At 43.3% G+C, this 22,610-nt stretch carries 25 protein-coding genes and 1 riboswitch; of the genes, 10 read left to right on the top strand and 15 right to left on the bottom strand.

Annotated elements, in window-relative coordinates:
- The first annotated feature begins 88 nt into the window (after positions 1-88).
- Positions 89-649 carry a GNAT family N-acetyltransferase gene (locus tag AC07NA_RS06875; protein ID WP_494896787.1) on the top strand — a complete coding sequence of 187 codons (561 nt, stop codon included), beginning with the start codon at positions 89-91 and terminating at the stop codon, positions 647-649.
- Here the strand turns inward: AC07NA_RS06875 and AC07NA_RS06870 are convergent.
- On the bottom strand, positions 646-1,542 hold the full coding sequence (locus tag AC07NA_RS06870; RefSeq protein ID WP_494896786.1) for a LysR family transcriptional regulator: 897 nt from the start codon (positions 1,540-1,542) through the stop codon (positions 646-648). The genes AC07NA_RS06875 and AC07NA_RS06870 overlap by 4 nt on opposite strands.
- A 101-nt stretch (positions 1,543-1,643) precedes the next feature.
- On the opposite strand from AC07NA_RS06870, the gene AC07NA_RS06865 reads away from it, so the two are divergent.
- The 3 genes from AC07NA_RS06865 to AC07NA_RS06855 all read left to right on the top strand — a co-directional run bounded on the left by AC07NA_RS06865 (position 1,644) and on the right by AC07NA_RS06855 (position 2,946).
- A complete protein-coding gene (locus tag AC07NA_RS06865) occupies positions 1,644-2,282 on the top strand; it encodes an NAD(P)H-dependent oxidoreductase (protein WP_494896784.1) in 639 nt (212 codons plus the stop codon).
- A complete protein-coding gene (locus tag AC07NA_RS06860) occupies positions 2,248-2,538 on the top strand; it encodes a putative quinol monooxygenase (RefSeq protein WP_494896783.1) in 291 nt (96 codons plus the stop codon). Before AC07NA_RS06865 ends, AC07NA_RS06860 begins: the two co-directional genes overlap by 35 nt.
- Positions 2,539-2,649: 111 nt before the next feature.
- Positions 2,650-2,946 (top strand): hypothetical protein, encoded by a 297-nt coding sequence (locus AC07NA_RS06855; RefSeq protein WP_345209995.1) that lies wholly within the window; start codon positions 2,650-2,652, stop codon positions 2,944-2,946.
- A 10-nt stretch (positions 2,947-2,956) separates the two neighbouring features.
- Here the strand turns inward: AC07NA_RS06855 and AC07NA_RS06850 are convergent, their stop codons facing one another.
- Together AC07NA_RS06850 and AC07NA_RS06845 are read right to left on the bottom strand one after the other, a co-directional pair.
- Positions 2,957-3,376 (bottom strand): hypothetical protein, encoded by a 420-nt coding sequence (locus AC07NA_RS06850; protein ID WP_494896782.1) that lies wholly within the window; start codon positions 3,374-3,376, stop codon positions 2,957-2,959.
- Positions 3,377-3,385: 9 nt separating this feature from the next.
- Entirely contained in the window at positions 3,386-3,685 is a 300-nt protein-coding gene (locus AC07NA_RS06845) for a hypothetical protein (RefSeq protein ID WP_345209997.1), read from the bottom strand.
- Between the two features lie 384 nt (positions 3,686-4,069).
- Between AC07NA_RS06845 and AC07NA_RS06840 the strand changes: the two genes are divergently transcribed.
- Complete coding sequence (locus AC07NA_RS06840) at positions 4,070-4,303, top strand: hypothetical protein (protein WP_494896780.1); 234 nt, start codon at positions 4,070-4,072, stop codon at positions 4,301-4,303.
- 405 nt (positions 4,304-4,708) lie between these two features.
- On the opposite strand, the gene AC07NA_RS06835 is transcribed toward AC07NA_RS06840, so the two are convergent.
- The 3 genes from AC07NA_RS06835 to AC07NA_RS06825 all read right to left on the bottom strand — a co-directional run bounded on the left by AC07NA_RS06835 (position 4,709) and on the right by AC07NA_RS06825 (position 7,110).
- Positions 4,709-5,215, bottom strand: a complete 507-nt coding sequence (locus AC07NA_RS06835; RefSeq protein ID WP_494896779.1) for a cupin domain-containing protein — start codon at positions 5,213-5,215, stop codon at positions 4,709-4,711.
- A 946-nt stretch (positions 5,216-6,161) separates the two neighbouring features.
- Positions 6,162-6,611, bottom strand: coding sequence for a KTSC domain-containing protein (locus tag AC07NA_RS06830; RefSeq protein WP_345210001.1), 450 nt, complete (start codon positions 6,609-6,611; stop codon positions 6,162-6,164).
- A gap of 154 nt (positions 6,612-6,765) precedes the next feature.
- Positions 6,766-7,110: a hypothetical protein gene (locus tag AC07NA_RS06825; protein ID WP_494896777.1), complete on the bottom strand. Its 345-nt coding sequence runs from the start codon at positions 7,108-7,110 to the stop codon at positions 6,766-6,768.
- A gap of 190 nt (positions 7,111-7,300) precedes the next feature.
- Positions 7,301-7,409: riboswitch (SAM riboswitch) on the top strand.
- 455 nt (positions 7,410-7,864) lie between these two features.
- Between AC07NA_RS06825 and AC07NA_RS06820 the strand changes: the two genes are divergently transcribed.
- Both AC07NA_RS06820 and AC07NA_RS06815 read left to right on the top strand, forming a co-directional pair.
- On the top strand, positions 7,865-11,047 hold the full coding sequence (locus AC07NA_RS06820; RefSeq protein WP_494896775.1) for a SusC/RagA family TonB-linked outer membrane protein: 3,183 nt from the start codon (positions 7,865-7,867) through the stop codon (positions 11,045-11,047).
- Positions 11,048-11,052: 5 nt separating this feature from the next.
- A complete protein-coding gene (locus tag AC07NA_RS06815; RefSeq protein ID WP_494896773.1) occupies positions 11,053-12,495 on the top strand; it encodes a SusD/RagB family nutrient-binding outer membrane lipoprotein in 1,443 nt (480 codons plus the stop codon).
- Positions 12,496-12,792: 297 nt separating this feature from the next.
- Here the strand turns inward: AC07NA_RS06815 and AC07NA_RS06810 are convergent, their stop codons facing one another.
- The 3 genes from AC07NA_RS06810 to AC07NA_RS06800 all read right to left on the bottom strand — a co-directional run bounded on the left by AC07NA_RS06810 (position 12,793) and on the right by AC07NA_RS06800 (position 15,943).
- The gene (locus AC07NA_RS06810) at positions 12,793-13,809 is read right to left on the bottom strand and encodes a LacI family DNA-binding transcriptional regulator (protein WP_494896771.1); all 1,017 of its coding nucleotides are present in this window, start codon (positions 13,807-13,809) and stop codon (positions 12,793-12,795) included.
- 100 nt (positions 13,810-13,909) lie between these two features.
- Positions 13,910-14,728 carry an alpha/beta hydrolase gene (locus AC07NA_RS06805; protein WP_494896769.1) on the bottom strand — a complete coding sequence of 273 codons (819 nt, stop codon included), beginning with the start codon at positions 14,726-14,728 and terminating at the stop codon, positions 13,910-13,912.
- Positions 14,729-14,764: 36 nt separating this feature from the next.
- Entirely contained in the window at positions 14,765-15,943 is a 1,179-nt protein-coding gene (locus AC07NA_RS06800; protein WP_494896767.1) for a DUF5005 domain-containing protein, read from the bottom strand.
- Positions 15,944-16,189: 246 nt separating this feature from the next.
- Here AC07NA_RS06800 and AC07NA_RS06795 point away from each other — a divergent pair, with 246 nt between their 5' ends.
- Both AC07NA_RS06795 and AC07NA_RS06790 read left to right on the top strand, forming a co-directional pair.
- Positions 16,190-16,639 carry a VOC family protein gene (locus AC07NA_RS06795; protein ID WP_494896765.1) on the top strand — a complete coding sequence of 150 codons (450 nt, stop codon included), beginning with the start codon at positions 16,190-16,192 and terminating at the stop codon, positions 16,637-16,639.
- Positions 16,639-17,034 (top strand): iron chaperone, encoded by a 396-nt coding sequence (locus tag AC07NA_RS06790; protein WP_494896763.1) that lies wholly within the window; start codon positions 16,639-16,641, stop codon positions 17,032-17,034. Before AC07NA_RS06795 ends, AC07NA_RS06790 begins: the two co-directional genes overlap by 1 nt.
- Before the next feature lie 17 nt (positions 17,035-17,051).
- Here AC07NA_RS06790 and AC07NA_RS06785 read toward each other — a convergent pair whose 3' ends face one another.
- The 6 genes from AC07NA_RS06785 to AC07NA_RS06760 form a co-directional block, all read right to left on the bottom strand.
- The gene (locus AC07NA_RS06785) at positions 17,052-17,351 is read right to left on the bottom strand and encodes a hypothetical protein (RefSeq protein WP_494896761.1); all 300 of its coding nucleotides are present in this window, start codon (positions 17,349-17,351) and stop codon (positions 17,052-17,054) included.
- 26 nt (positions 17,352-17,377) lie between these two features.
- Positions 17,378-17,821, bottom strand: a complete 444-nt coding sequence (locus AC07NA_RS06780) for a hypothetical protein (protein ID WP_494896759.1) — start codon at positions 17,819-17,821, stop codon at positions 17,378-17,380.
- Positions 17,822-18,190: 369 nt separating this feature from the next.
- Positions 18,191-19,645 (bottom strand): PQQ-dependent sugar dehydrogenase, encoded by a 1,455-nt coding sequence (locus AC07NA_RS06775; protein ID WP_494896757.1) that lies wholly within the window; start codon positions 19,643-19,645, stop codon positions 18,191-18,193.
- A gap of 18 nt (positions 19,646-19,663) precedes the next feature.
- Positions 19,664-20,167, bottom strand: a complete 504-nt coding sequence (locus AC07NA_RS06770) for an RICIN domain-containing protein (protein WP_494896755.1) — start codon at positions 20,165-20,167, stop codon at positions 19,664-19,666.
- Positions 20,168-20,343: 176 nt separating this feature from the next.
- Complete coding sequence (locus AC07NA_RS06765) at positions 20,344-20,880, bottom strand: DUF4199 domain-containing protein (RefSeq protein WP_494896753.1); 537 nt, start codon at positions 20,878-20,880, stop codon at positions 20,344-20,346.
- 113 nt (positions 20,881-20,993) lie between these two features.
- Positions 20,994-21,473: a response regulator transcription factor gene (locus AC07NA_RS06760; RefSeq protein WP_494896751.1), complete on the bottom strand. Its 480-nt coding sequence runs from the start codon at positions 21,471-21,473 to the stop codon at positions 20,994-20,996.
- 249 nt (positions 21,474-21,722) lie between these two features.
- On the opposite strand from AC07NA_RS06760, the gene AC07NA_RS06755 reads away from it, so the two are divergent.
- Complete coding sequence (locus AC07NA_RS06755; RefSeq protein WP_494896749.1) at positions 21,723-22,430, top strand: DsbA family oxidoreductase; 708 nt, start codon at positions 21,723-21,725, stop codon at positions 22,428-22,430.
- Positions 22,431-22,610 lie beyond the last annotated feature (180 nt).

Below are 22,610 nucleotides of genomic sequence, written 5' to 3'. Positions count from 1 at the left end.
ATTATTTTCAATTATTATAGATGGTGCCGGAAGATGTAAAGCCAATTCAACCTACAAAACAAAACCTTTATCTATACCTTTAACCGATATGATACGACAGGCAACACCTACCGACGCGCCGCACATAGCACGCTTAATTGTACAGGCCATGGGCGAGCTGGCTGCTAAGTTTATCAATGCCAATGACCCAAACGAGGCTATCCCCGTGTTTGAACATTTCGCCGGGATAGCGGGCAATCAATATAGCTATGAGAATACATTAGTTTACGGAGATGCGGCAGGTGTACACGGCATCATCAATGGTTATAATGGTGCCGATCTGGAAGTATTACGCGCGCCTTTCCTGGAGCATATCCGTTCGGTTTACGGCTTTTCAACCCAACCCGAAAATGAAACCGAAGCCGGTGAATTTTATATAGACTGCCTGAGTGTAGACCCAAACCAACAGGGAAAAGGCATAGGCAAACAACTAATAGCCGAATTGGTACACCAAAATCAAAACCAGCCCATTGGTTTACTGGTAAGTAACGACAATCACTTAGCCGAAAAATTATACAGTGGCATCGGCTTTAAGGTAGTTGGCCAAAAGCCACTGTTAGGCGGCATGTATAAACACATGCAGTATCGACAGGAGCATCAGCCTGTTTAGGCTATTTCTTTCAGGAATATATTCTCAATAAGATCGGTTTGTTCGGTATAGATAGATTTTTTGCGAGTGGCGAAGTACAGCATGTTCTCTATCTTTTTATCGCCTTCCCATAATATTTTAATAGCCCCGGCATCAAGTTCTCGTTTGGACAAGAAATCGGGCACTACGGCCACTCCTTTACCGGCGCTTAAGCACCTGATGATAGAGCACATATTTGGCACAATGAAATTTGGTTTAAAATCGGGCCGTTTACCAAAGTTGGAGAACCAAAAATTGCGCAGGTGTTCCATATCACCGGCGGTACCATACCAGCGTTGTTCCTTCAGCCAGGCTTGCATTCCGGCCATATCCTGCTGCTGGTGTAGCTTATTAAACCCGGATGTAGGTGTTTGTGAACCGGTAACAACTACTATTTTCTCTTTAAAAAACGGCTTGTATAGTAAATTTTTATAATCGCCTTTTTGCGGTGTAATAATCAGATCGAGGATACCATTATCCAGATCGGCAAGCATTTCGGGGTATTCGCCAAATTTGATAATTACGTTGAAGGGCAGTGTAGGCAAATAGGATTCGAGGGTGAACTGAAAAGTTTCAAAGCACATGCCTATACTAATAGTAGGTACATCCTTCTCGGTGCTTTTATGGAAATGCTTCTCGGCATCTTCGAGGCGGCAAACAGCTTCCTGCACGTAATTATACAATATTTTACCCCGCTCGGTTGATACCATTTTGCGCGAAGCCCTGTCGAAAAGTTTATAGCCCACATAAGCCTCCAGTGAACTTAAATGCAAGCTTACCCCCGGCTGCGATATAAACAAGCTTTCGGCAGCGCCGGTTAGCGAGCCTGTTTCATATATCGCCTTAAACGTACGGAACCATTCAAAATTTACCATTTTCTTATTATTATAATTATGATACAAATGTATAATTTATATTATTTTAATAATGAATTAAAGCGAAGTAATTTTGCTGCACAATAAAAGAGAAACATATAATGAAAAAAATATTTGTAATAAACGGCGGCCAGGTGTTCGGGCATTCAGGTGGTAAATTCAATAAAACCTTACTTGATATCACCACCAGTTTTTTTGCCGACAGGCCGGAATTTGAAGTGCGTGCAACAGACGTGAACGACGATTACGACCCGAAACAAGAAGTTGAAAATTATAAATGGGCCGATGTGATCATTTACCATACCCCCATCTGGTGGTTCCAGGTGCCGCACGATTTTAAGAAATATATCGACGTGGTATTTACCGAAGGCCATCAAAATGGCATTTACCGCAGCGATGGCCGTTCATCAGCCAACCCGGCTATTAATTACGGTACAGGTGGTTTACTGCATGGCAAAAAATACATGGTAACCTCATCGTGGAACGCGCCTAAAGAAGCCTTTACCCTGCCGGGCGAGTTTTTTAAAGAAACCAATGTTGATGATGGCATACTGTTCGGTTTTCACCGCATGAATGCTTTTACCGGCATGCAGCCACTGCAAAGCATCCATTTTCACGATGTGATGAAGGCCAGCAACGTACCTGCCGAACTGGATCGTTACAAGGCACATTTAAATACTATATTTACTCCAAACAACATACATAATGAGCATTTACTTAACAGCGTTAGTGAAGTGTAAACCGGGTACCACAACCCAAATGAAAGGTTATTTACAGCAATTGGTAGCCGCCTCAACACAAGAAGCCGCCTGCCTGCAATATGAGCTGTATCAATCTACCGAAGATGAAACACAATTCATTTTCCACGAAACATGGGCCGATCAGCCGGGTCTTGATCTTCATAACAGCCAGCCGCATTTGCAAACCTTTAAGCAGCAAATTGCCGATATTGTTGATGGTAACGTAACCGTTTATAAAACCGACAGAGCAGCTTAACTAACTATAAAATAACAAAGCCCGGTTACACAAAAGTACCGGGCTTTGTTATTAGCTTGCATTGGTTAACTTATATGGTTAAAATTGCTTAACACAAACCAAACTATTGGCATGGCTAATGATAAATCGTCGCACATACTCAACGCGTCATCAAACTTACTTGGATTATGCTTTGTGGTGCTTACTTCACTAAAATTTTTAAAGGTTGACCAACGCACCTTTATTGACGAAACGGTAACCTTCGCCCTCATCTTTTTCATGTTGAGCTGTATCCTGTCATTCCTTTCCATCAGGGGCAGCCTTAAGCCCGGCGGCAGGCTCGAGGCCATTGCCGATTACCTGTTCCTGGCCGGCATGTGCGTGCTGTTTATTACGGCTATTTTGATATTATTCAACGTAATAGCGTAATAGCAATCCACTAATTCAGGGCTGCATCACCCTCCAACAAAACAAACGACAATTCGCAGATGAACACCTTGCAAAAGGTCATGATACTGCCCCTTGCCGCTGCTTCGCTTACGCGGTTGGCAAACAGGGTTTGAAATTGCTGCAATATAGAGCACCTGTCTTCGGTATTCATGCCCTTCCATATTTCGAGCGCCAGTTTAAGCCGCGCAAAGTCAACGCTGCCATTGTCTTCATCGGGCAAAATATTGGTGGTCAGCTGCATTTCGCAGGCATCAGGCAGGGAATCCTGCGCTGCCATGTCAATATATTGGGTAATGTAGTTACGGTTAAACAATTCGGTGAGCCTGCGGCGTAAACGCTCTTTAACACACAAACCCGGATAAAGCCCGCCTTTAACTGTATATAAATTGGTATTGTAAAATTGTGCCATCGGTAGGTATTAGTTTATCATGTTTTTAGATGTGGTATAAATAAAGTCGGCAAGCAGTAGCCCTTTTGAACCATCGGGGGTTTCAATGGTATGTATATATTTAAAGGTGCGGGTAAACTGGTCGTAAGCCTGATCTATAACGATGATGTTCAGTTCGTCCATCCCAAATTTCTCCTTGTTTTGAATGCACAAAAAGCTTTGCCCGCGTAAGGGTAAAAAATCGTGTATGTAACCTTTGTCGTGCAGATCGATAACCCGCCGGGTTAAAATGCTGTTAAGCTTAATGATGTAGTCGCGTTTTGTTTTCATAATTGTGAAGTGCTTGATTAGCACACACATACCAAACAACAAGCCAAAATCACAACTATTTATATATCAAACAGTTAACACAATTAACATTTTATAGCACTAACGGTATTTCGTTAGATCACGGAAACCTGCACGAAATACAACAAAATTACATAACACGCTAATTATTAACACGTTAAAATCGACTTTAAAAGCTAAAAATAACGTAAATGCTGATAATCAGCAGTTTCGATATATCGTCCATTTATTTCGTAGAACTACGAAATAAAGATACTTGCAAAAACGATCAATGTTTTAATTTACTGACAGACAACCATTTAATCAATTGGCACGTGTTATGTCTATGGGATGACATAATCATATCAACAGTAAAAACAAACTATCATGAAAGCAATCATCTCAACCAAAACAAATAAGCATAGCACAGGCAATTGGCTAAATATAATAACAGGTAACATAGTGAATGTGAGGCCACAACTTAACACAGGCAACAGCATATCAACTATTAATAGCAATGGGTTACCGGTTATTACCAAAGGCCAAACCGACTTTATAAAAGGCAAGCTGATGCTGGCTTACTTATATGCAATAGAAATACTTTATATCATTTACCGATAATTAACAACACCCAATCAACCTCAAAAACAATCACCCGTTATGGAAATCTTAGTTTACACAATCACCCGCGCCGTACTGTTCTGCTGCTTATTAGTACTCATTTATGTAATTGTACCACAAAACGCCTCACTTGATAAGCTTGATGAATGGGAATAATTGTGGCGAAATTTGCAGATCGATCGTCTTGTATAGGCAATTTATATCGTAACATTTTGGGAATGACTATCGTATAACATGCGTTACCACACCTTTCCCTTATTTGTTTGCATAAGATATATTGTACCCCTATATAACCCATGAAAAGATCTGCCGGCGCGGATCTTTTTCTATTTGTAGGATATTTAGACCTGAATTAAAAAAATCGTTGTGGTGATAACACCAACGGTGGGCTATAAATAATATTTGCTACTTTTTATCCAGGTAATCGGGCGGATAAAGCTTTTGACCATATTTTTCGGCTATTTCCTGGAGCTGCTTCATGGCTTCGGCATCCATTGGTGGCGGTGGCAAAATTTCACCATAGGTAATGGGCTGTCCAACTTCCAGAAAGAAATTCTCCAACCCCGCAGGTACTACGGTACATAATAATCGGGCGTTTTTGTCGGCCTTGTTTTTAAAACAATGCACCATCCCCCCGGTAGGGATATTTACATAAGCCCCGGTTTGGGCAGTATAGGTAAGCGTTTCTGTTTTCACCTCAACCTCCCCTTCCAAAATATAAAACGCTTCCTGAAAACCGGCATGAGCATGCGGCCCAGGGCCACCACCCGGCGGCACCAGCATTTCAATTACCGCGTAGGCACCCGCGGTTTGCTCGCCGCTAATAACAATGCGATAAGCGCCACCGGCAATTGATACACTTTGTCCCTCATGAGCACCTACGGTAGTAAGCACGTTAGTTGAATTTTCCATATCGGATAATTTATGTGATGTAAACTTAAGCCAGCCAGTGCGGTATAATTAGTCGGCACAGACTTTAAAACAGTCTGACTGGGCAAAAGTTTAACCTGTAAAAAATAATTAGCCGGGTGTGGGATTATCTGCGGCCTTTTCGTCCACCCGTGTAAACCCGTAGTGCATAATTCAAAAATGACGATATAATTTGGGCGTATCCCTACGGGTCGGGCTATCCGCTCATACGGCACAGGCATTAGGCGCGAGGCCGGTATCCGCTATTATCCCTTACGCGGGAAGGGAAGTCGTGATATTAAAGATGCGGTGTGGTGATAACACCAACCGCAGGCTGTAAAGTTTTATTTTCCATTCTTCGCGTTAAGGATTGAAGTGGATACCGGCCTTAGCGCTTAAGGCCTGTAGGCGTATGAACGTAAAGCCTGACCCGACGAAGGAGGGTAACGCCCATGTATTAAATCAGGATTAAAAAACTGTGGTATTGAAATTTTCAAGTTAATAGCGCTGTCAACTACCGTAAAAATAGGACAACTTGGGAATTGTCAGAATAATTAAACGTATAGAGATTGCTTCGTGCCTACCCATGACGTGTTAAAAAAACTGTCATTCTGAACGTTTGAAGAATCTTCTTTGCTATGCATATCTGCGATAGATGCTTCGTGCCTCAGCATGACAGTGGAGAGGGGTTGTGGGCCATCGTCATTTTACCTTCAAAGTCCAAAAAAAATTGTAATTCTCGCGATGACGAGTTTTAAAAAATGCTTATAAACGGGTCATTATGAGCTTGTCGAAAGATCGTGCGCGGAGGCCATCAACTCACGCACCCTTTAACAAGCTCAGATGACAGGCCTACATAAAAGATCCCAAACCTTCTCCCCTATGGAAAGAAAATTTGGGATCATATATTTTCTTAAATCCTGAATCTCTGTTCTTGAATCTAAACCAACTACGCTGATGCTACCAGCTTGCTTACACTACGGTAAACATAGTTGTTGAAGATATGCCTGCGGGCGAAACGGCCGGGTGAATCGGCGTTGATGAGCTTTACATAGATGGCTTTTGGCACGTCGAAATATTCGTATTCGTTACCATCGGCAAAGCTAACTTTAAGCACTTGTGATTTGTATTCAAAATCAACCATGGCCGATGCGGTTGTGGTGGCGGTATATTCGGTGATAGACTGGGCACGGGTTTCGGGAGCGATGCTCACTAAAAAATGATAGGCTTCGATAATAGTCTTACTTTTTTCTTCGGCAGCTAACTTGCTTTCTTCGCTTTCCTGAAATTTATCAGGGTGCCAGGCTTTCATCAAACCACGGTATACCGATTTTAGTTCCTGTAGTTCAGCGGCTTCGTTAACGCCCAATAATTTCCTGTAGTCTACTATCTTTTTCATGCTTTCGTTCGTTTTATGTTATTATGTAAAAAGATGAAAGCCTTGATATTAAGCCCAATCTCCCCCCGAAAATAATTTTGCAAAGGTACGCTTTCTACACCACAATTTTAAGCCCCGGCTCACTATTATCAATTTGATAATATCCGCTTAAAATTTAGCGCCAGGTATAACTGCAATACCTGCACTGTTGGGCATAAGGTGTGCGCGCAAGCTGGTTACATTGAGGGCATAAATTGAAGACAACCTCAGCCGGATGATTTTCTAAAATGCGGGCGGCGGTTGCAAGCAGGTATTGCACATATTCAGGATCAAGATAGTTCAGTATTTCCGCATCGGCGGTAAGCCAATTGTTATGCACATAAAGCTTCGTACGAATTTCGCAATCGGGCATATCCTTTAAATTCAACGCAAACCTTCGGCTAAGTAACTCCATATTTTCTTTGCGTGGTAACAATTTGCTATAATATTCAAGGATATAATTAGCCTGTTCTATTGTCATACCGTAAATATAATTACAAACGCTGCGGTTTTAAAGTTTATAATAAATACCATACAAACAAGCAATTATCGTATCGACAATCACCCTATAAACCCAAACTGACAATAATCTGACAATAAAATATAATATCTATAGATTTAGTAGAATATATATTATATATTTGCAGCGTCAATCGTTCTTATACATCATTTAATTATCCAGAAAGACGGAGGGAAAGGCCCTGTGATGTCTTAGCAACCTGTACGCCATTGGTATAAAGGTGCTAATTCCTATCTGCCCCGTGGCAGAAAAGATAATGTTAACTCTGCAAACTGTTTGCACTACAAGCAAGCATCTCAGCTTATCTCCGGCAATCTGTATAATTAATTAAAAATTTTATTTCCGTTCATCCATAATTGGGTGCGACGCATTAATTAATAATAACAAGCATATTCCCCACTTTTAATATAATAAATAAGTAAATGAAAAAACGAAGTACTCACTTAAGTTTACCTACCTTAAAAACCACATCTAACGGTGCCTTAAGCACATGCATTTTCGCGCACATGACTGTCATGTGTTGTTGCAGCTAACAGGCTGCCAGGTTATTTGCATCAGTCTTAATATACAGGCTATCACAGCGAATAACGCCAAACAATAAATATTTAACACCCTAAAATTGATACTGTTTTTAAGCGGACGGGCTTTGCTATGCGCTTGTTTTACGGCAACATCAATACAAATGGGGAAACACAAACACTCACAAACAATTGTCATGTTAAAAACTTACAAATTATTAGTGGCCCTGCTTTTGCCACTTCTTTTTGCCCAAACGCTTTATGCGCAATCGGTAAAAATAAGCGGTACGGTAACCGCCAAAACCGATGGCCTGCCCCTACCCGGCGTTAGCATCTCCATAAAAGGCAGCACCAGCGGTACCCAAACCAATGTGGATGGTAAATTTACCCTTACCGCCAAACCGAAGGATATTATAAATGTATCATACATCGGTTACAAAACACAGGAAATTGTGATAAGCGAAACCGAAACTACCTTGCAAATTGTGCTTGATGAACAGGCCAATTCGCTTAACGAGGTGGTAGTAACGGCGCTCAACATATCTAAAGAGAAAAAATCATTGGGCTACGCAGTTCAGGGTTTAAAATCAAAGGATATATCAGAGGCTAAAGAAACTAACATTATCAATGCCTTATCGGGTAAAATTGCCGGTGTAAACGTTACCAGCAGCCAGGGCGATATGGGTTCGGCACGTATCATTATACGCGGCGAAACTTCTATTGCCAATAACAACCAGCCGTTATTTGTGGTAGATGGTGTGCCTGTGGATAATGCCCAAAATCAAGGCACCAACGGATCAAGGGATTTCGCCAACGTACTGTCCGACTTAAACTCAGAAGACATCGAATCGTTAACCGTGCTGAAAGGCCCTAACGCGGCGGCATTATATGGTTCACGTGCGGCAAATGGTGTTATCCTCATCAAAACCAAATCGGGAAAGAATAGCAAAGGTTTAGGCATTACGCTTAACTCAAACACCAGCTTTTCGAGCCTGCTTACTTTGCCCGATTATCAGAATGCTTACGGACAAGGCTCTAACGGCAAATTCAGCTACGTAGATGGTAAAGGTGCCGGTATTAACGATGGTGTGGATGAAAGCTGGGGCCCGGCATTGGATGGCCGTTTAGTCCCTCAATTCTTTTCGAAGGGTAAAGCCGAGCCTTTTGTTGCCCACCCAAACAATGTTAGAGATTACTTTAACACAGGTTATACCTACAACAATGGTGTGGCCGTTACCGGTTCTGATGAAAAGTTTGACTACCGTGTATCATACAATAACCTGCACCAAACAGGTGTAGTGCCAAACTCATCGCAAGGTAAAAACGCCTTCGCGCTCAATACTACCTATCGTGTAAACGATAAACTCACCATTAACGCGGTGGCCAACTACATTAAGGATGATGCCGATAACCTGCCCGGCGCTTATGGCAAGCGTGCCACAAGTACCATGTTGCAATTTACATGGTTCGGCCGCCAGGTTGATATTAACCAGTTAAGAAATTATCGCAATGCTGATGGCAGCACTTTTAACTGGAACAACAGCTATTACAGTAACCCATACTTTGTAGCATACGAAAATACCGTTGCACAACACCGCAATCACTTTTTGGGTAATGTGGAGTTAAACTATAAGATCATCGACGGACTGTCTGCCAACTTCCGTATAGGTACAGATCAGTATACCGACAGGCGCAAGATCAAAGTCGCTTACGGTACAAACGGAACCCCATTTGGCTCGTACGAAGAAGATGCCTACAACTTTAACGAAACCAATGCCGAGGGGCGTTTACAATACACCAAAAAACTTAACGACGATTTCAGTATCGACCTGTTAGCAGGTGGTAACATAGCTACCTGGCAAAATGAGCGCAACGATCAGTTAGCGCCAAAATTAGCCGTAAGCGGTTTGTATACACTAAGCAATTCGCGTGATCCGCTGATATCATATAACGAATTTTATAAGTATAAAACTTACAGTTACTTCGCATCCGGCCAAATCGGTTTCCGTAATTACGCCTTTATTAACGTAACCGGCCGTAACGATTGGTCGTCTACGTTACCGGCTTCCAGCCTTTCATACTTTTATCCTTCGGTAAACGGAAGTTTAATACTTACCGAAGCTTTGGATATTAAGAGCGATGTTTTAAGCTACGCTAAACTACGTGGCGGGTGGTCAAAAGTAGGTAAAGCGACCGACCCTTACAGGCTCATCAACTTTTACACGTTTACAGCACCTTTCGGCACAAGTCCGCAGCAGGCTATTACCAATACCGATCTTAACCCTAACCTGAAGCCGGAAAGTACTACTTCATCAGAGGCAGGTTTTGAACTCGGTTTCTTTAAAGACCGCATCCGCTTAGATGTAAGCGTTTACAACACCAACAGTACCGACCAGATCTTCAATGTTGACGTAAGCCCTACTACGGGTTTCACCCAAAAACTGATCAATGGCGGTAAAATAAACAATAAGGGTTTAGAGGTTCAGTTGGGCTTAACACCTGTAAAAACTAAAGACTTCACCTGGGATATCACCACAAACTACTCGCTTAACCGCAGTAAAGTAGTTTCATTGTACCAGGATCTGCAAAGCTACGTATTGGGCACTAACCGTACCGTACAGGTATTGGTTACCGTTGGCAGGCCTTATGGTACACTATATGGCAACGCTTACCTGCGTAATGCCAATGGCGATATTATTGTAAGCGATGGCGGTACACCGGTTATTAACCCAACCAAGCAAAACCTGGGTAAATTTACCCCTAACTGGCTGGGTAGCATTAACAACAGCTTTACCTACAAAGGCATTAACCTGAGTGTATTGGTCGACGCGCACGTTGGCGGTTCAATCTACTCCAACACAAACCGTACCGGTACTTATACCGGCGTGCTGGCTTCTACCCTACCCGGTCGTGGTGCTGCTAACGGTGGTTTAAGCTATTACTATGCCAACAACACAACTACGGGCAAAGCGATAGCTATTAATGCCGGTACCGCTGCCCCTAACGGCGAAACAGTGTATGATGACGGTGTAATTTTTAATGGTGTAAAAGCTGATGGCAGCAAAAACACTACCATACTACCGGCACAATCATACTACAAAGGCTTTACCAATGTTGACGAGGCTTTTGTGTACGATGCTACTTATGTAAAACTACGCGAGATAAAATTAGGCTATACCCTGCCAACCAGCTGGATAAAAGGCCTTAAACTGCAAAGCGCAACGGTATCATTAGTAGGCCGCAACCTGTGGATCATCCACAAGAACGTGCCAAACATCGACCCTGAAACGGCATTTAACACCGGTAACGGTCAGGGTTTAGAAGACCTTACCTTGCCTACCGTTCGTAATATTGGTTTTAACATTAACCTTAAATTCTAACACTCATGAAACTTAATCATATACCGCTAATATTATCAGGCCTTTCGTTGATCGCGCTTACATCGTGCAAAAAGAGCCTGGTAGAACTCAATACCAACCCCAACAATTCACCAACCGCGCAACCCGATTACCTGCTCACCGGTGCCATTAAAACAACTGCCGACAGCTATTGGGGAACCGATAATAACATGAACTCAAGCCTGCTGTTTGTACAGCACTGGGCCAAAATACAATACACCGATCCCGACAGGTATATTTATACTAATAACGATTTTCAAAGTTTATGGTCGTCGGGTTATGCCAAAAGCATTATCAACCTTAACGGAATAATTAAGCTGGCTGATGCGCAGGCTACTCCTAACTACAAAGGTGTGGCGCTGGTATTACGCTCGTGGGTGTTTACTTTGTTAACAGATGCTTATGGTGATATTCCGTACAAATCGGCTGCCCATATTGAGGAAGACCTTACCCCGGCTTACGACCCTCAAAAAGATGTTTATTATGCTTTGCTGGATGATTTGAAAGCAGCCCAAACTTCGCTCGACCCATCGGGCAAAGCCATACTGGGCGATGTGATCTACAATAACAATATCGCCTCGTGGAAAAAGTTTGCCAACTCGTTACGCTTACGCATTGCCCTGCGCATTGCCGACCGCGAACCCGAAAAAGCTAAACAAACTATTGCCGAAATACAGGCTGAAGGTAGTGGCTACATCAGCACTAATACCGAAACCGCTCAACTGGTATACCTGGCATCGCCAAACCAAAACCCGATAAGCAACCTGTTTGATACCCGCGATGACTACCGTATCAGCAAAACCATTGTCGATCAGCTTTTTGCGCTGAATGATCCGCGTCTGCCAATATTTTCGGCTAAAACAAAAGATACTACCCCGCAAACTTATGTAGGGATACCTAATGGTTTACTGGTAGGTGATGCAAGTAATCTTGGTTTTACCAAAACATCAAAACCGGGCACTTACTTCACCGCGCCAACCGCTCCTGCTGTAATTATAAGCTATGCCGAGGTATTGTTTGACCGTGCCGAAGCAGCAGCACGCGGCTTTACTAACGAAGATGCCGCCGACCTGTACAATAAAGCGGTAACAGCATCCCTTAACCAATACGGCATAACCGATGCTCCCACTATCAGCAGCTACCTTGCCCAAACTACTGTAAAGTATGATGCAACAAACTTCCGCAAATCAATAGGTAACCAAAAATGGATAGCCCTTTTTGGTGAGGGTTTAGAAGCCTTTGCCGAATGGCGCCGCTTAGATTACCCTCAATTACAACCTGCCGTAGCCGGTGTATTAAGCGGTAAATTACCTGTACGTTTTATTTACCCTGGTACCGAACAAGCCATTAATGGCGCCAGCTACCGCGAAGCCGTAGCACGCCAGGGTGCCGATGTGCTCACCACCAAACTTTGGTTTGATGTGAACTAATCATTCGGAACTATAAAAAGGAAAAGGTCACGGTGTAAATCGTGACCTTTTCCTTTTTTGTATAAATGTGTAATACTTAATTAGAGGCGAAAGCAAATTGTATAGTTAACTCACCCGGTCTACGCTTCGCTGGACCTGCCCTCTCTGTGCGAGCACAAAGAGGGCGGGAAAGGAACGAAAAACACATTGCCCCTCGTTCCGCTTGCGGAGAGAGGGGCGGCGAGCGAAGCAATGTCGGGGTGAGTCGACATAACGAACAATCCATCGAACACATTTTAAGTTGATCAATATACGGTGCTACTTAGCCTTGGATGAGTCCCTCACAATCAACTCTGTTGACAGCGTTATTTTTTGAACAGGTGCTTTTGTTTTGGCATTGAGCTTGGCTAACAACAGGGTGATAATACTATCGGCAATGGCGGTGATAGGCTGGACTACGGCGGTTACCGGGCAGGTGTACAGTTCAAATACCGAATAATCATCAAACGATGCCACTGCCAGATCATTGGGTACCCTCAAACCGAGTTTATTGATCACCTTCAATCCACAGGTACCAATATGGTCGGTACCGAAAAGTACGGCATCTAAATGTTTATTTTCTTGCAAATAGCGTGTTAAGGGTTCTATCACTTCGGCATCGTCGCGGTTAAAAACAATTTCTTTAACATTGGACTTCAGCTTATGCTCGTCAATCGCGTTGTGGTAGCCCAGCATGCGGTCGGTCATTTGGGTTTGGGTGGATGCAAAAGTGATGTAGGCAATATTTTTATAGCCTTGCTCGATAAGGTGGCGGGTGGCATTATAAGTGCCAAACTGATTATCGACAATTACATGATCGGTATCTATCAAAGGCAAATAACGGTCGAACAGGATTACCGGCAGATCATTCTTCAGTAATTCGGCAATATCATTTTCAATTCCGGGTGGGGGCGCTATGATGTAGCCATCCACATGTCTGTCGCGAAACATCCCTATCAGATCGTGTGTTTTGGCGGTATTGTTATCGGTACTGCAATAAATTATTTTGTAGCCATTTTCATAAGCACGATCTTCAATGAGGCGGGCTATGCTGGCAAAAAACGGGCCCGAGATATCCTCCACCATTAGCCCTATCGTATTTGATTTACCTGTCCGCAGGCTTTTGGCTAACGAGTTTGGCCGGTAGCCTACCTCCTCCACATAAGCCAGCACACGTTTAACCACTTTATCGCTTATCCGCTTTTCTTCGGCGCGACCATTCAGTATGAATGATACGGTGGTTTTTGATAAATGCAACTCGCCGGCAATATCAGCAATAGATATATTCTTGCTCAAGGTTTGGTTATATCAGTTAATGGTAAATGTAATGATCGGCAAATGTGTAAAGCAACACATCGCTAATGCAATATAATAAAATACCGCCTCAATAGCGGGTTTAGTTCAATTTGTTAAAGAAACGGCTAAAAAACAAAGCCTGGTACTGCACCGAATTCCCCCAATACTCCCACGAATGCCCGCCGGGCCGAACCGTAAAATCGTGCCCTATTTTAGCTTTTAACAGCAGATCATGCAATTGATTATTGGCGTTCATAAAAAAATCGCCCGCGCCACAATCAATCGTCAGTTTTAACACATCGGGCTTAAGCAGATCTATCATGCCTACTATGCTGTGTTTGGCCCAGCTATCGGGGTTATCCTCGTACTTGCCCAATATATTACTGATGCCGAAATCTTTAGCGAAAGGTTTAAGATCAACCCCGCCGCTCATTGATCCGGCAGCGCCATAAACATCCTGATGAGTGATAGCAAGGTACAAAGCGCCATGCCCACCCATGCTTAAACCGGTAATTGCCCGCCCGGTTCGATCACGGATTGTAGCATAATGCCCGTCGATATACTTTACCAGTTCTGATGAAATGTAGGTATCATACATCCAATCTTTATTTACAGGGCTATCCATATACCAACTGGAGAAACCACCATCAGGGCATACGATGATCATATTATAGACATCCGCCAATTGCTTTATTGAGGGTACTTTTGATACCCAGTCGGCATAGTTACCGCTAAAGCCGTGCATTAGGTACAGCACCGGATAAGGGGTTTTCTTTTTATAGGTTTGAGGCATTATCACAACCGCTTTAATATCCTTGTGCATAATATCGCTGTGGGTAAGCACGGTATCAACTTTTGCAGCTTTAACACTAAGGCTTGCGGCAACTAAAAAAAGTATAGGTAATAATTTATTAAGCATTATGTATAAGTTTCATTTTAGGTGATGGCAATATAATTATTCAAACTTTACCCTGATAAACCTTGGACGGTAAAGGTTAGGATACTCTTGCAGGTCTTTCAAAAACTCAACCGAGTTGATATTATAGCTGATCAGCAGTTCGCCGGGTTTTGAGAGTGTGGGATGCGCCTTGGCGTTGTATACGGTATAACTTTTCTTGGCCAGGTCTTTACTGCAATCCCACAGTTTTATAATTGGCCCGAACGGACCAGTCAGGCTTTTACCGATCCGCATACCCACAATAGGGCTCATGCCATTCACCTGGAAAACCAGTGCGAACCTGCCATCGGCAAGGCGGGTAACGCTTAATTCGTTCGATACCTTATCGGTAATGTTCGCCAAGCTGTTAATGTCAGTTTGCCAATCGCTGCCATCCCAATAGCGCCACTGCTTAAAATCGTCGAAACTTTTAGCCGGAACCCGTGCCAGTACAAGCTGCTTGGCCATGCCGCGCACACCATAAACATAGATATAGCCATCGGCATCGGGCGCGCCCGCGCTTTTGGTATTGGCATAAATTCCCGCCCCGAACGATCCTATATCGCCCTTGCTATCTAAAAGATACAGAGGTGTGTCCTCCTGTTTTTGATTGGCAAACTTAGGTACATCGTTAGCGTTGAGCTTAATCAGCGTGTTGCCTACTTCCCTAAAACCGAATGCTTCTTCGCTAACGTTAAATATGCGGTAACCGAATATGTACAGGCTATTGTTCTGATCTTTATTTACAAAGCCATCGCCCAGCCAAAAGTATTCGCCTTTTTTGGTAGCCGGTGATGTGGGTACAAATAGCGGCTCGGCTTCGTTCTTTGCGTTCTTATCCCAGTAAAACTGTATAGCCTTTTCGTCAGGTACGTTTCCCTTTAATATAGCTGCTGAATTATGGATCATGCGGCTGCCGGGCGCCAGGGTATTATCGCGCACAGTGCCTATCATGGTATCGCTAAATATGAGCAAGGTCTTATCATTTTTACCGGCCGGCTTCCCCTCCTGCCCGTTCAGCGGAATAGTATAGATCCCATCGGCACCAAACCAGCCATCGCCTCGGTTCAATAGCTTAGTCCATTCGGGGGCTTCGGCAACGGTAAATTTTACGGTTTGCCAGTCGTCGGCACTTTGCGCGTAGCCTTGTATACTAATGGTAGCCGCTAATAATAAGGCACAGATATGTTTTTTCATGGGTGATGGGATGTAGGGTTACCGGTATTGCAAATAATTGGTTTAAAGTTTAATGCAATAGTAAAAAATAAGTTTATGATTTTGCTAAATCGAGTACAGAAAAAATTACCATGTAACAGTATTGGCACAATCAACCCTTTAAGTTGGCATTTTATCCCCTGCGTCGCTGTTGTTTTTGCTTGTATGTTTGTAATGTAAATCAACAACAAATAAACAATCATCCCCACTAACCAAAAAACCAATACCATGAAAAAGATCACCCCGTTCCTGTGGTTTAACAACAACGCCGAAGAAGCCATAGATTTTTACACCGCCGTGTTTAAAAACTCCGAAAAATTCAGCGTAACCCGCGCCGGCGGCAATGTGTTAACCGCTACCTTTAAACTGGAAGACCAGGAATTTATAGCCCTCAATGGTGGCCCGCATTTCACGTTTAACGAAGCTGTTTCATTTTCTATCGACTGCAAATCGCAGGAAGAAGTTGATCATTACTGGGAAAAACTTTCAGAAGGCGGCCAAAAATCAAGATGCGGCTGGCTGAAAGATCCGTTCGGTTTATCGTGGCAGGTAGTACCCACCAGGCTGGTTGAGCTATTGCAAGACAAAGACACTGCTAAAGCCCAACGCGTAATGCAGGCCATGATGCAAATGGACAAAATCATCATCAGCGATTTAGAAGCAGCCGCCAAAGGATAATGAATACCGACACACCCGTACCGCAAACCATCGACGAATATATAGCGCAGCAACCCGAAGCTTTCCGCGAAACGCTGACCGAGTTGCGCGCTATTATCAAAGGCGTGGTACCTCAGGCTACGGAAACCATTAGTTACCGTGTACCTTGCTTTAAGTACCTGTATATGCTGGTGGGTATGGGGGTAAATAAAAACTCGTGCAGTATGTATGTGATGAGTCCGTCGCTGCTAAAGCAAATGCAAAGCGAACTTAAGCAGCACAAAAGCATCAAGGTAGCCGGGTCAACCATTCACTTTGCGCTCCGGTTACCTTTACCCCTTGAGCTTATACAGCAGATTGTGTTGGCTCGGGTTGCCGAAAATGAGTTATTGTATAGGCAGAAAAAGAGTAAGTAATTGACTGTATGCCGGTTTTAAAAGTATTCAACACTAAATAACTTCCAGGCAAATACGCTCAATGAAGTCGCCATTATAGCCACCAACCAAAATCTTGGGCTATTTCTAAATCTTTCTTTAATAAGAAAATGCGATTCGTAAAAAAGCGCGATAGCCAATACACCTGCGATAACGAATACTAAAAGTACTGTTGCTATCAATCCCGCCACGCCAACTACACTGCTTAAATTAAAAATACCTGCCCAATAAGGTCTTGCATTCACAAGCAAGAATAGCACTATGGAGGCGGCTATCAATAAGTTCCTGTTTTTTAACATGGTAAGGTTAGGCTATTTCATTTTTCTTACTGCACTCTCTTCATCCTCGAAAACGGGTAACCGTTGCAACCCTTCTTCGGGTTTTGCCTGTCGGTATGGGCTGTAACTTCGGCTATTGAATCGTTTTGGGCATCGTACACACTTAGGCAATAGCCCCAAAGCCAGGGTTCCATGTTGCTAAACTGCATAAAATCGATGCGGGTGTACAAGCCTCCTTCGCCGGGATTTTTGTCATCGTTATGGGCTATCAGGTACTGATCCTTAATATTCCATTTAATGATGTGGAATTTTGAACGTGGTTTTTGCAGCCAAAGGGTATCGTTAATGCTGTACTTTATGCCGTAATCATCTACAAAATTACCAACTAAAAAAGCGGGTATTTTTTCGGTTTGTTTGGCTTGATGATTGCCTAATTGCGCGCTTACCGTAAAGCCTGCCAATAGCAGTATAATGATGAAAAATCGTTGCATTGGTAAAGTGATGGATTTAACGCAAGATAAAAAAAGAAAAGCACATACATCAGGTAAGATAAACAAGCATCCGGCCCGGCTCGCCCAAGCCGGATGCTCCGATTTATAGATTAGTATGAGAAAAATTAAAATTATAACCGTAGCCCATTTACTGAAATAGACTATTACTTATATTTTGATGGATAATTCGTTGGGAGGAGATAACTAAACGCGTCATTGCGAGGAACGAAGCAATCTCTACGTATGCAAATTAGCTCTGTATAGCTTAGAGATTGCTTCGTACCTCGCAATGACGATGGTTTATATAGAGGCTTAAAACGCGACGTGATTGCTTCGTACCTCGCAATGACAACCTTTTTAATATTGTTTTTAATACCGCTTTTTCCTTACCGGAACTTTTTGTGTTTTATTGATAATAAAAGCTGCTATGCCATCAATATCGGCTTTGCTGATAGCGCCGTTCCAGGCGGGCATACCTTTTTCGGTAATGCCGTTGGTGATGTTACGGATGATGGAAGCCCTGTCGGCACCGTATTGAAAACCGTTGATGAAGCCTCTTGTACGTTCAGTGCCTTGCAATTTATCGCCGTGGCAGCTTGCGCATAGCTGCTGAAACATCAACGCGGGAGTCATCTTTTTACCCTGATTGGCAACATCGGTACTCGCGGCAAGTTTGGTTGACGACAATGGCGCGTTACTACTTCCTTCAGGGCGCATGCGCAATATCATGTCGTAATGTTCGCGTCCGTTACCTTCGGGAGGGTCGTTCAGTGAAGTAGAAAAATAGATGTAACCATCGGGCCCGGTAACCAACGAGCGGATGCGGCCATATTGTTTTTTCAGCAACACTTCCTGACTGGCTACCTTATTATCAACCAATTGAATTTTGAGTATCGATTCACCGCGTAAACAGGCTACCAGCAAACTACCCTGCAATTGCGGGAATGCCTTGTTGTTATAAAACAAAATTTCCGACGGACCGATAGACGGCGTATACTCCGAAAGCGGCGATACCATGCCCTGCCTTGTATCCTGGTGGTGGATTACAGGCCAGCCGTAGTTAGCCCCCTTTTCAATAATATTGATCTCGTCGCCGCCTGTCGGCCCGTGTTCAGATTCGTATAAGACGTTGGTACCGGGTTGAAAAGCCAGTCCCTGCGGGTTACGGTGTCCATAAGTCCAAATCTCTTTGCGCGCGGTATCATTTTTAGCGAACGGGTTATCAGCCGGAATGCTGCCATCGTCGTTCACCCTTAAAATTTTACCGTTATAAGCTTTTAAATCCTGCGCCTGCATCGGCTGATCGGCATCACCGGTGGTGACATACAACTTTTTATCCGGCCCGAACACCAACCTGCACCCGGTATGGTTTTGATTGGCCGGGATATTTTCGAGGATAGTAAAGGGATTAGTCAATGTATCATTACCAAACTGGTACCGTACTACCCGCAGCCGCATTTTACGGTTACTGTCGGTGTAATTATTGGCAAGGTAAACAAACTTGTTCCTGGCAAAATCGGGGTGAAGGCAAAGCCCCAACAAACCGGTTTTACGGTCGGCAAATACATCGCTTACCACAAATACAGGCTTAACAACCAGCTTTCCGTTACGATAAATACGCACCCGGCCTGCCCGTTCGGTGAACAGCATGCTGTTATCGGGCAAAAAAGTAAGCTGCCAGGGCACTATCAGGTTTTCGGCAAGGGTATCAATTTTAAAGCCATCCGGCGGCAGGTTTTGCCCCACAGGCTGATTGCTATACACAAACGCGCTGGCTATGATACCTAATATACCAATAGCTATGATCCCCCTTTTTATCTTCATGATTAGCTGTAATAAAAATTACATGGTTGGGTTTTGCTTGTAAATCGTCCACAATTGCTCAGGCACATCCTTTTTTTTGGCCAGTATGATAGATGAATTTACAGTACCCTCAACATCTGATGGCGTTACGTACAATTCAGTACCCTTTAACTTAATGAGGTAGTTGCCTTTTTTCACTTCCACAAACTCATATTGCTGGTTCGCGGCTTCGGCAACCAAAGGCTGTTCCTCAAAAGCCACATCAGCGGCTGCATCTGCCGAAGGCTGGAATGTTTTTTTGGTGAACAGGTTTTGTAATTGGTAGGTACCTTTTCCGGTATTTTTAAAATCCCAGGTCATGCACTTCCAGTTTTCGGGATAGTAGGCTACCAGCGGTGTGCCGTTTTTACCATTGGCATCTTTAATACGCAGCAGCATGCCTGTTTTCACGTTTTTAATGGCGTAAGTCCCTTTAATATCCTGCGCAAAACTGCCCGTAACCACGAACAGCAAAGCGATTAGCACCCATTGTATTTTTCTCATTTTTAAGCAGATATAATTAACCGTATAACACACGGTTAATATAAATGGTTTTAGCGAGAAGAGCAAGGGGAATTTGTGTTGTAAGTTGTGTGTTGCAGGTTGTATGTATTTATCTAATAAGTTTTCGTCGGACCGACATACTCCTTACAACTCACAACACACAACTTTCTACCCCCTCACACCGCTACAGCACCTTTCTTCTTCTTCAAAATCAGGGCGCTTATTAATGATACTATCAAACCTACGGGCAGTATTTCTACATAGGTGATCAGCATGTTGAAAAGCGGATTTTTGTATTTCTGGTTAAAGTTGGCCATGCTGGCTCTTTGGGCGGCTATTTGGGCGGCGCTGCTGCCATCGTGTTGCATTTTCTTTATGGTGTACTCGGATAGCTTCTCGGCAAAATCCGGCACGAAAAAGAAAAACTCTACCTGCCAAACCAATACATACATGGTAGAAGCGATCAACGCAATAAAGAATCCTATTTTAAAAGCCTTGCCAAAACTTACTACTCCGCCATTATACTTATCGCGGTAATTTTTCACTGCCACAAATATCAGCGAGAAAGCCAGCAGCATAGATGCATAGCCCAGCACCATGCTGTTCCCCGGGTCGAACGTTTTACTGTCGTGACAATTCAGTGTAGTTATAGCCATCCAAACCGATACGATCACACCGGCAATAAGGCCAAATACAATTACATTTTTTTTCATGTTGTTTTATGTTTTTGATGGCTCAAATGTCTTCTATCGGTTTGTAAATGGGCTCATACTTTAGGGTGATTTTGCTTAAAAACGTCCTGTTTAGTACTAAAGCATGATGCTTTTCAGGGAATCAAGCTTAGTTTTTTGGCCTTATCAACGGCTTGTGTGCGGCGTTTCACGTCCAGCTTTTCAAATACTTTTGACGAATGGGTTTTAATGGTATTTAACGATACAAACAAACGTTCGGCAATTTCATCGTTACTCAGGCCTGTGGCCATCAGCTGTAATACTTCCAGTTCGCGCTTACTCAGGTTTAAGCGACTGAGCTCATCCTCATTCAGTACAAAATCGTTGTTTTGATTAATATAGATTTCCTTCTCTACAATCACTGTTTGCACCTTGGGTTTCGTCAGCTTTAGCGCCAGCCAAATACCTAAAGCGGTAAAAATTATCGCGATAGCACCCGCGTAAATTTCAAAGGCGTTATCAATAATTATAAACTTCAGCTCCAGCCACCGCAGCAAAAACAACAACAAAGCCAGCGATATACCATATAATATCAGTTGCTTGTTACGATTGAATATATTGGCTTTGGTTTGCATGTATGGGAATGTGGCTCGTATCTCAAAAATAAGAAATTTGTTGAGGTTTTGCGCAGAGAACCCACCCCGCCACTTCACAGGCCTACGCTCGCCCCTCCGAGGAGGGGATTTTGAACCACATTGCCATTTACCTAACTTACACTCCCCAAATTACTCACAACTCACAACTCACAACTCACAACTCACAACTCACAAACCTTACATTGCCATAACCAAACAGTTTAGGGCTTTGCGTATCTTTAGGTTACAATGAAAAAGTATACGATGAAGGTAGAGATATGGTCGGATGTGGTTTGTCCGTTTTGTTATATAGGTAAACGTAAATTTGAAAACGCTTTGAAAGATTTTGATCAGAAAGATAAGGTTGAAATAGTTTGGCGAAGCTTTCAGTTAGATCCTGATATGGAGTATGTTGAAGGGCAATCGGTAAGCGAATATTTGGCGAAAAGAAAAGGCGTATCCGTAGATAAAGCCCGCGAAATGAACAATTACGCTAGCGGCGTAGCTAAAGAAGTTGGCCTGGAATACAATTTCGATAAAGCCATCCTTAATAATACACTTGATGCTCACCGCTTATTGCACCTGGCAGCAGAGCATGGCGTACAGAGCGAATTAAAGGAAGCACTTTTTGCTGCTTATTACACGCAGGGCAAAAACATTGGCGATACCGAAACCCTTGTAGAAATTGGCACTTCATTCGGCCTCAACGCAGCCGAAATACGCACTATGCTGCAAAGCGACACTTATAAAGATGATGTGCGGCAAGACCAATACCAGGCAAACCAGGTAGGCGCGCAAGGTGTACCATTCTTTGTATTCAACAGTAAATACGCCGTATCCGGCGCTCAGCCTACCGAATTGTTCAAACAGGTACTGGACAAAGTTTGGGCCGAAGAAAAACCGGTAGAAGAAGCTACCGACGGCGGCTTTTGCACGCCCGATGGTGTTTGTAACTAATACTTAATATTCTCCGCTTATAAAAAAGCCGGGTGCAAATGCATCCGGCTTTTTTTGTGCCCTTTATTTTCTTACAAAGAAACCTATCCATTTGTCACTTGCTTCTCACGGATGTGCGAAAACTGTGAAAAGGGTGATTATCGCATATCCGCATAACGGCGTTTTCGCTACAATTACATT

The sequence above is a fragment of the Mucilaginibacter sp. GW821-FHT07G05 genome (assembly GCF_059418565.1).
This window is presented reverse-complemented; position numbering and strand designations above follow the sequence as displayed.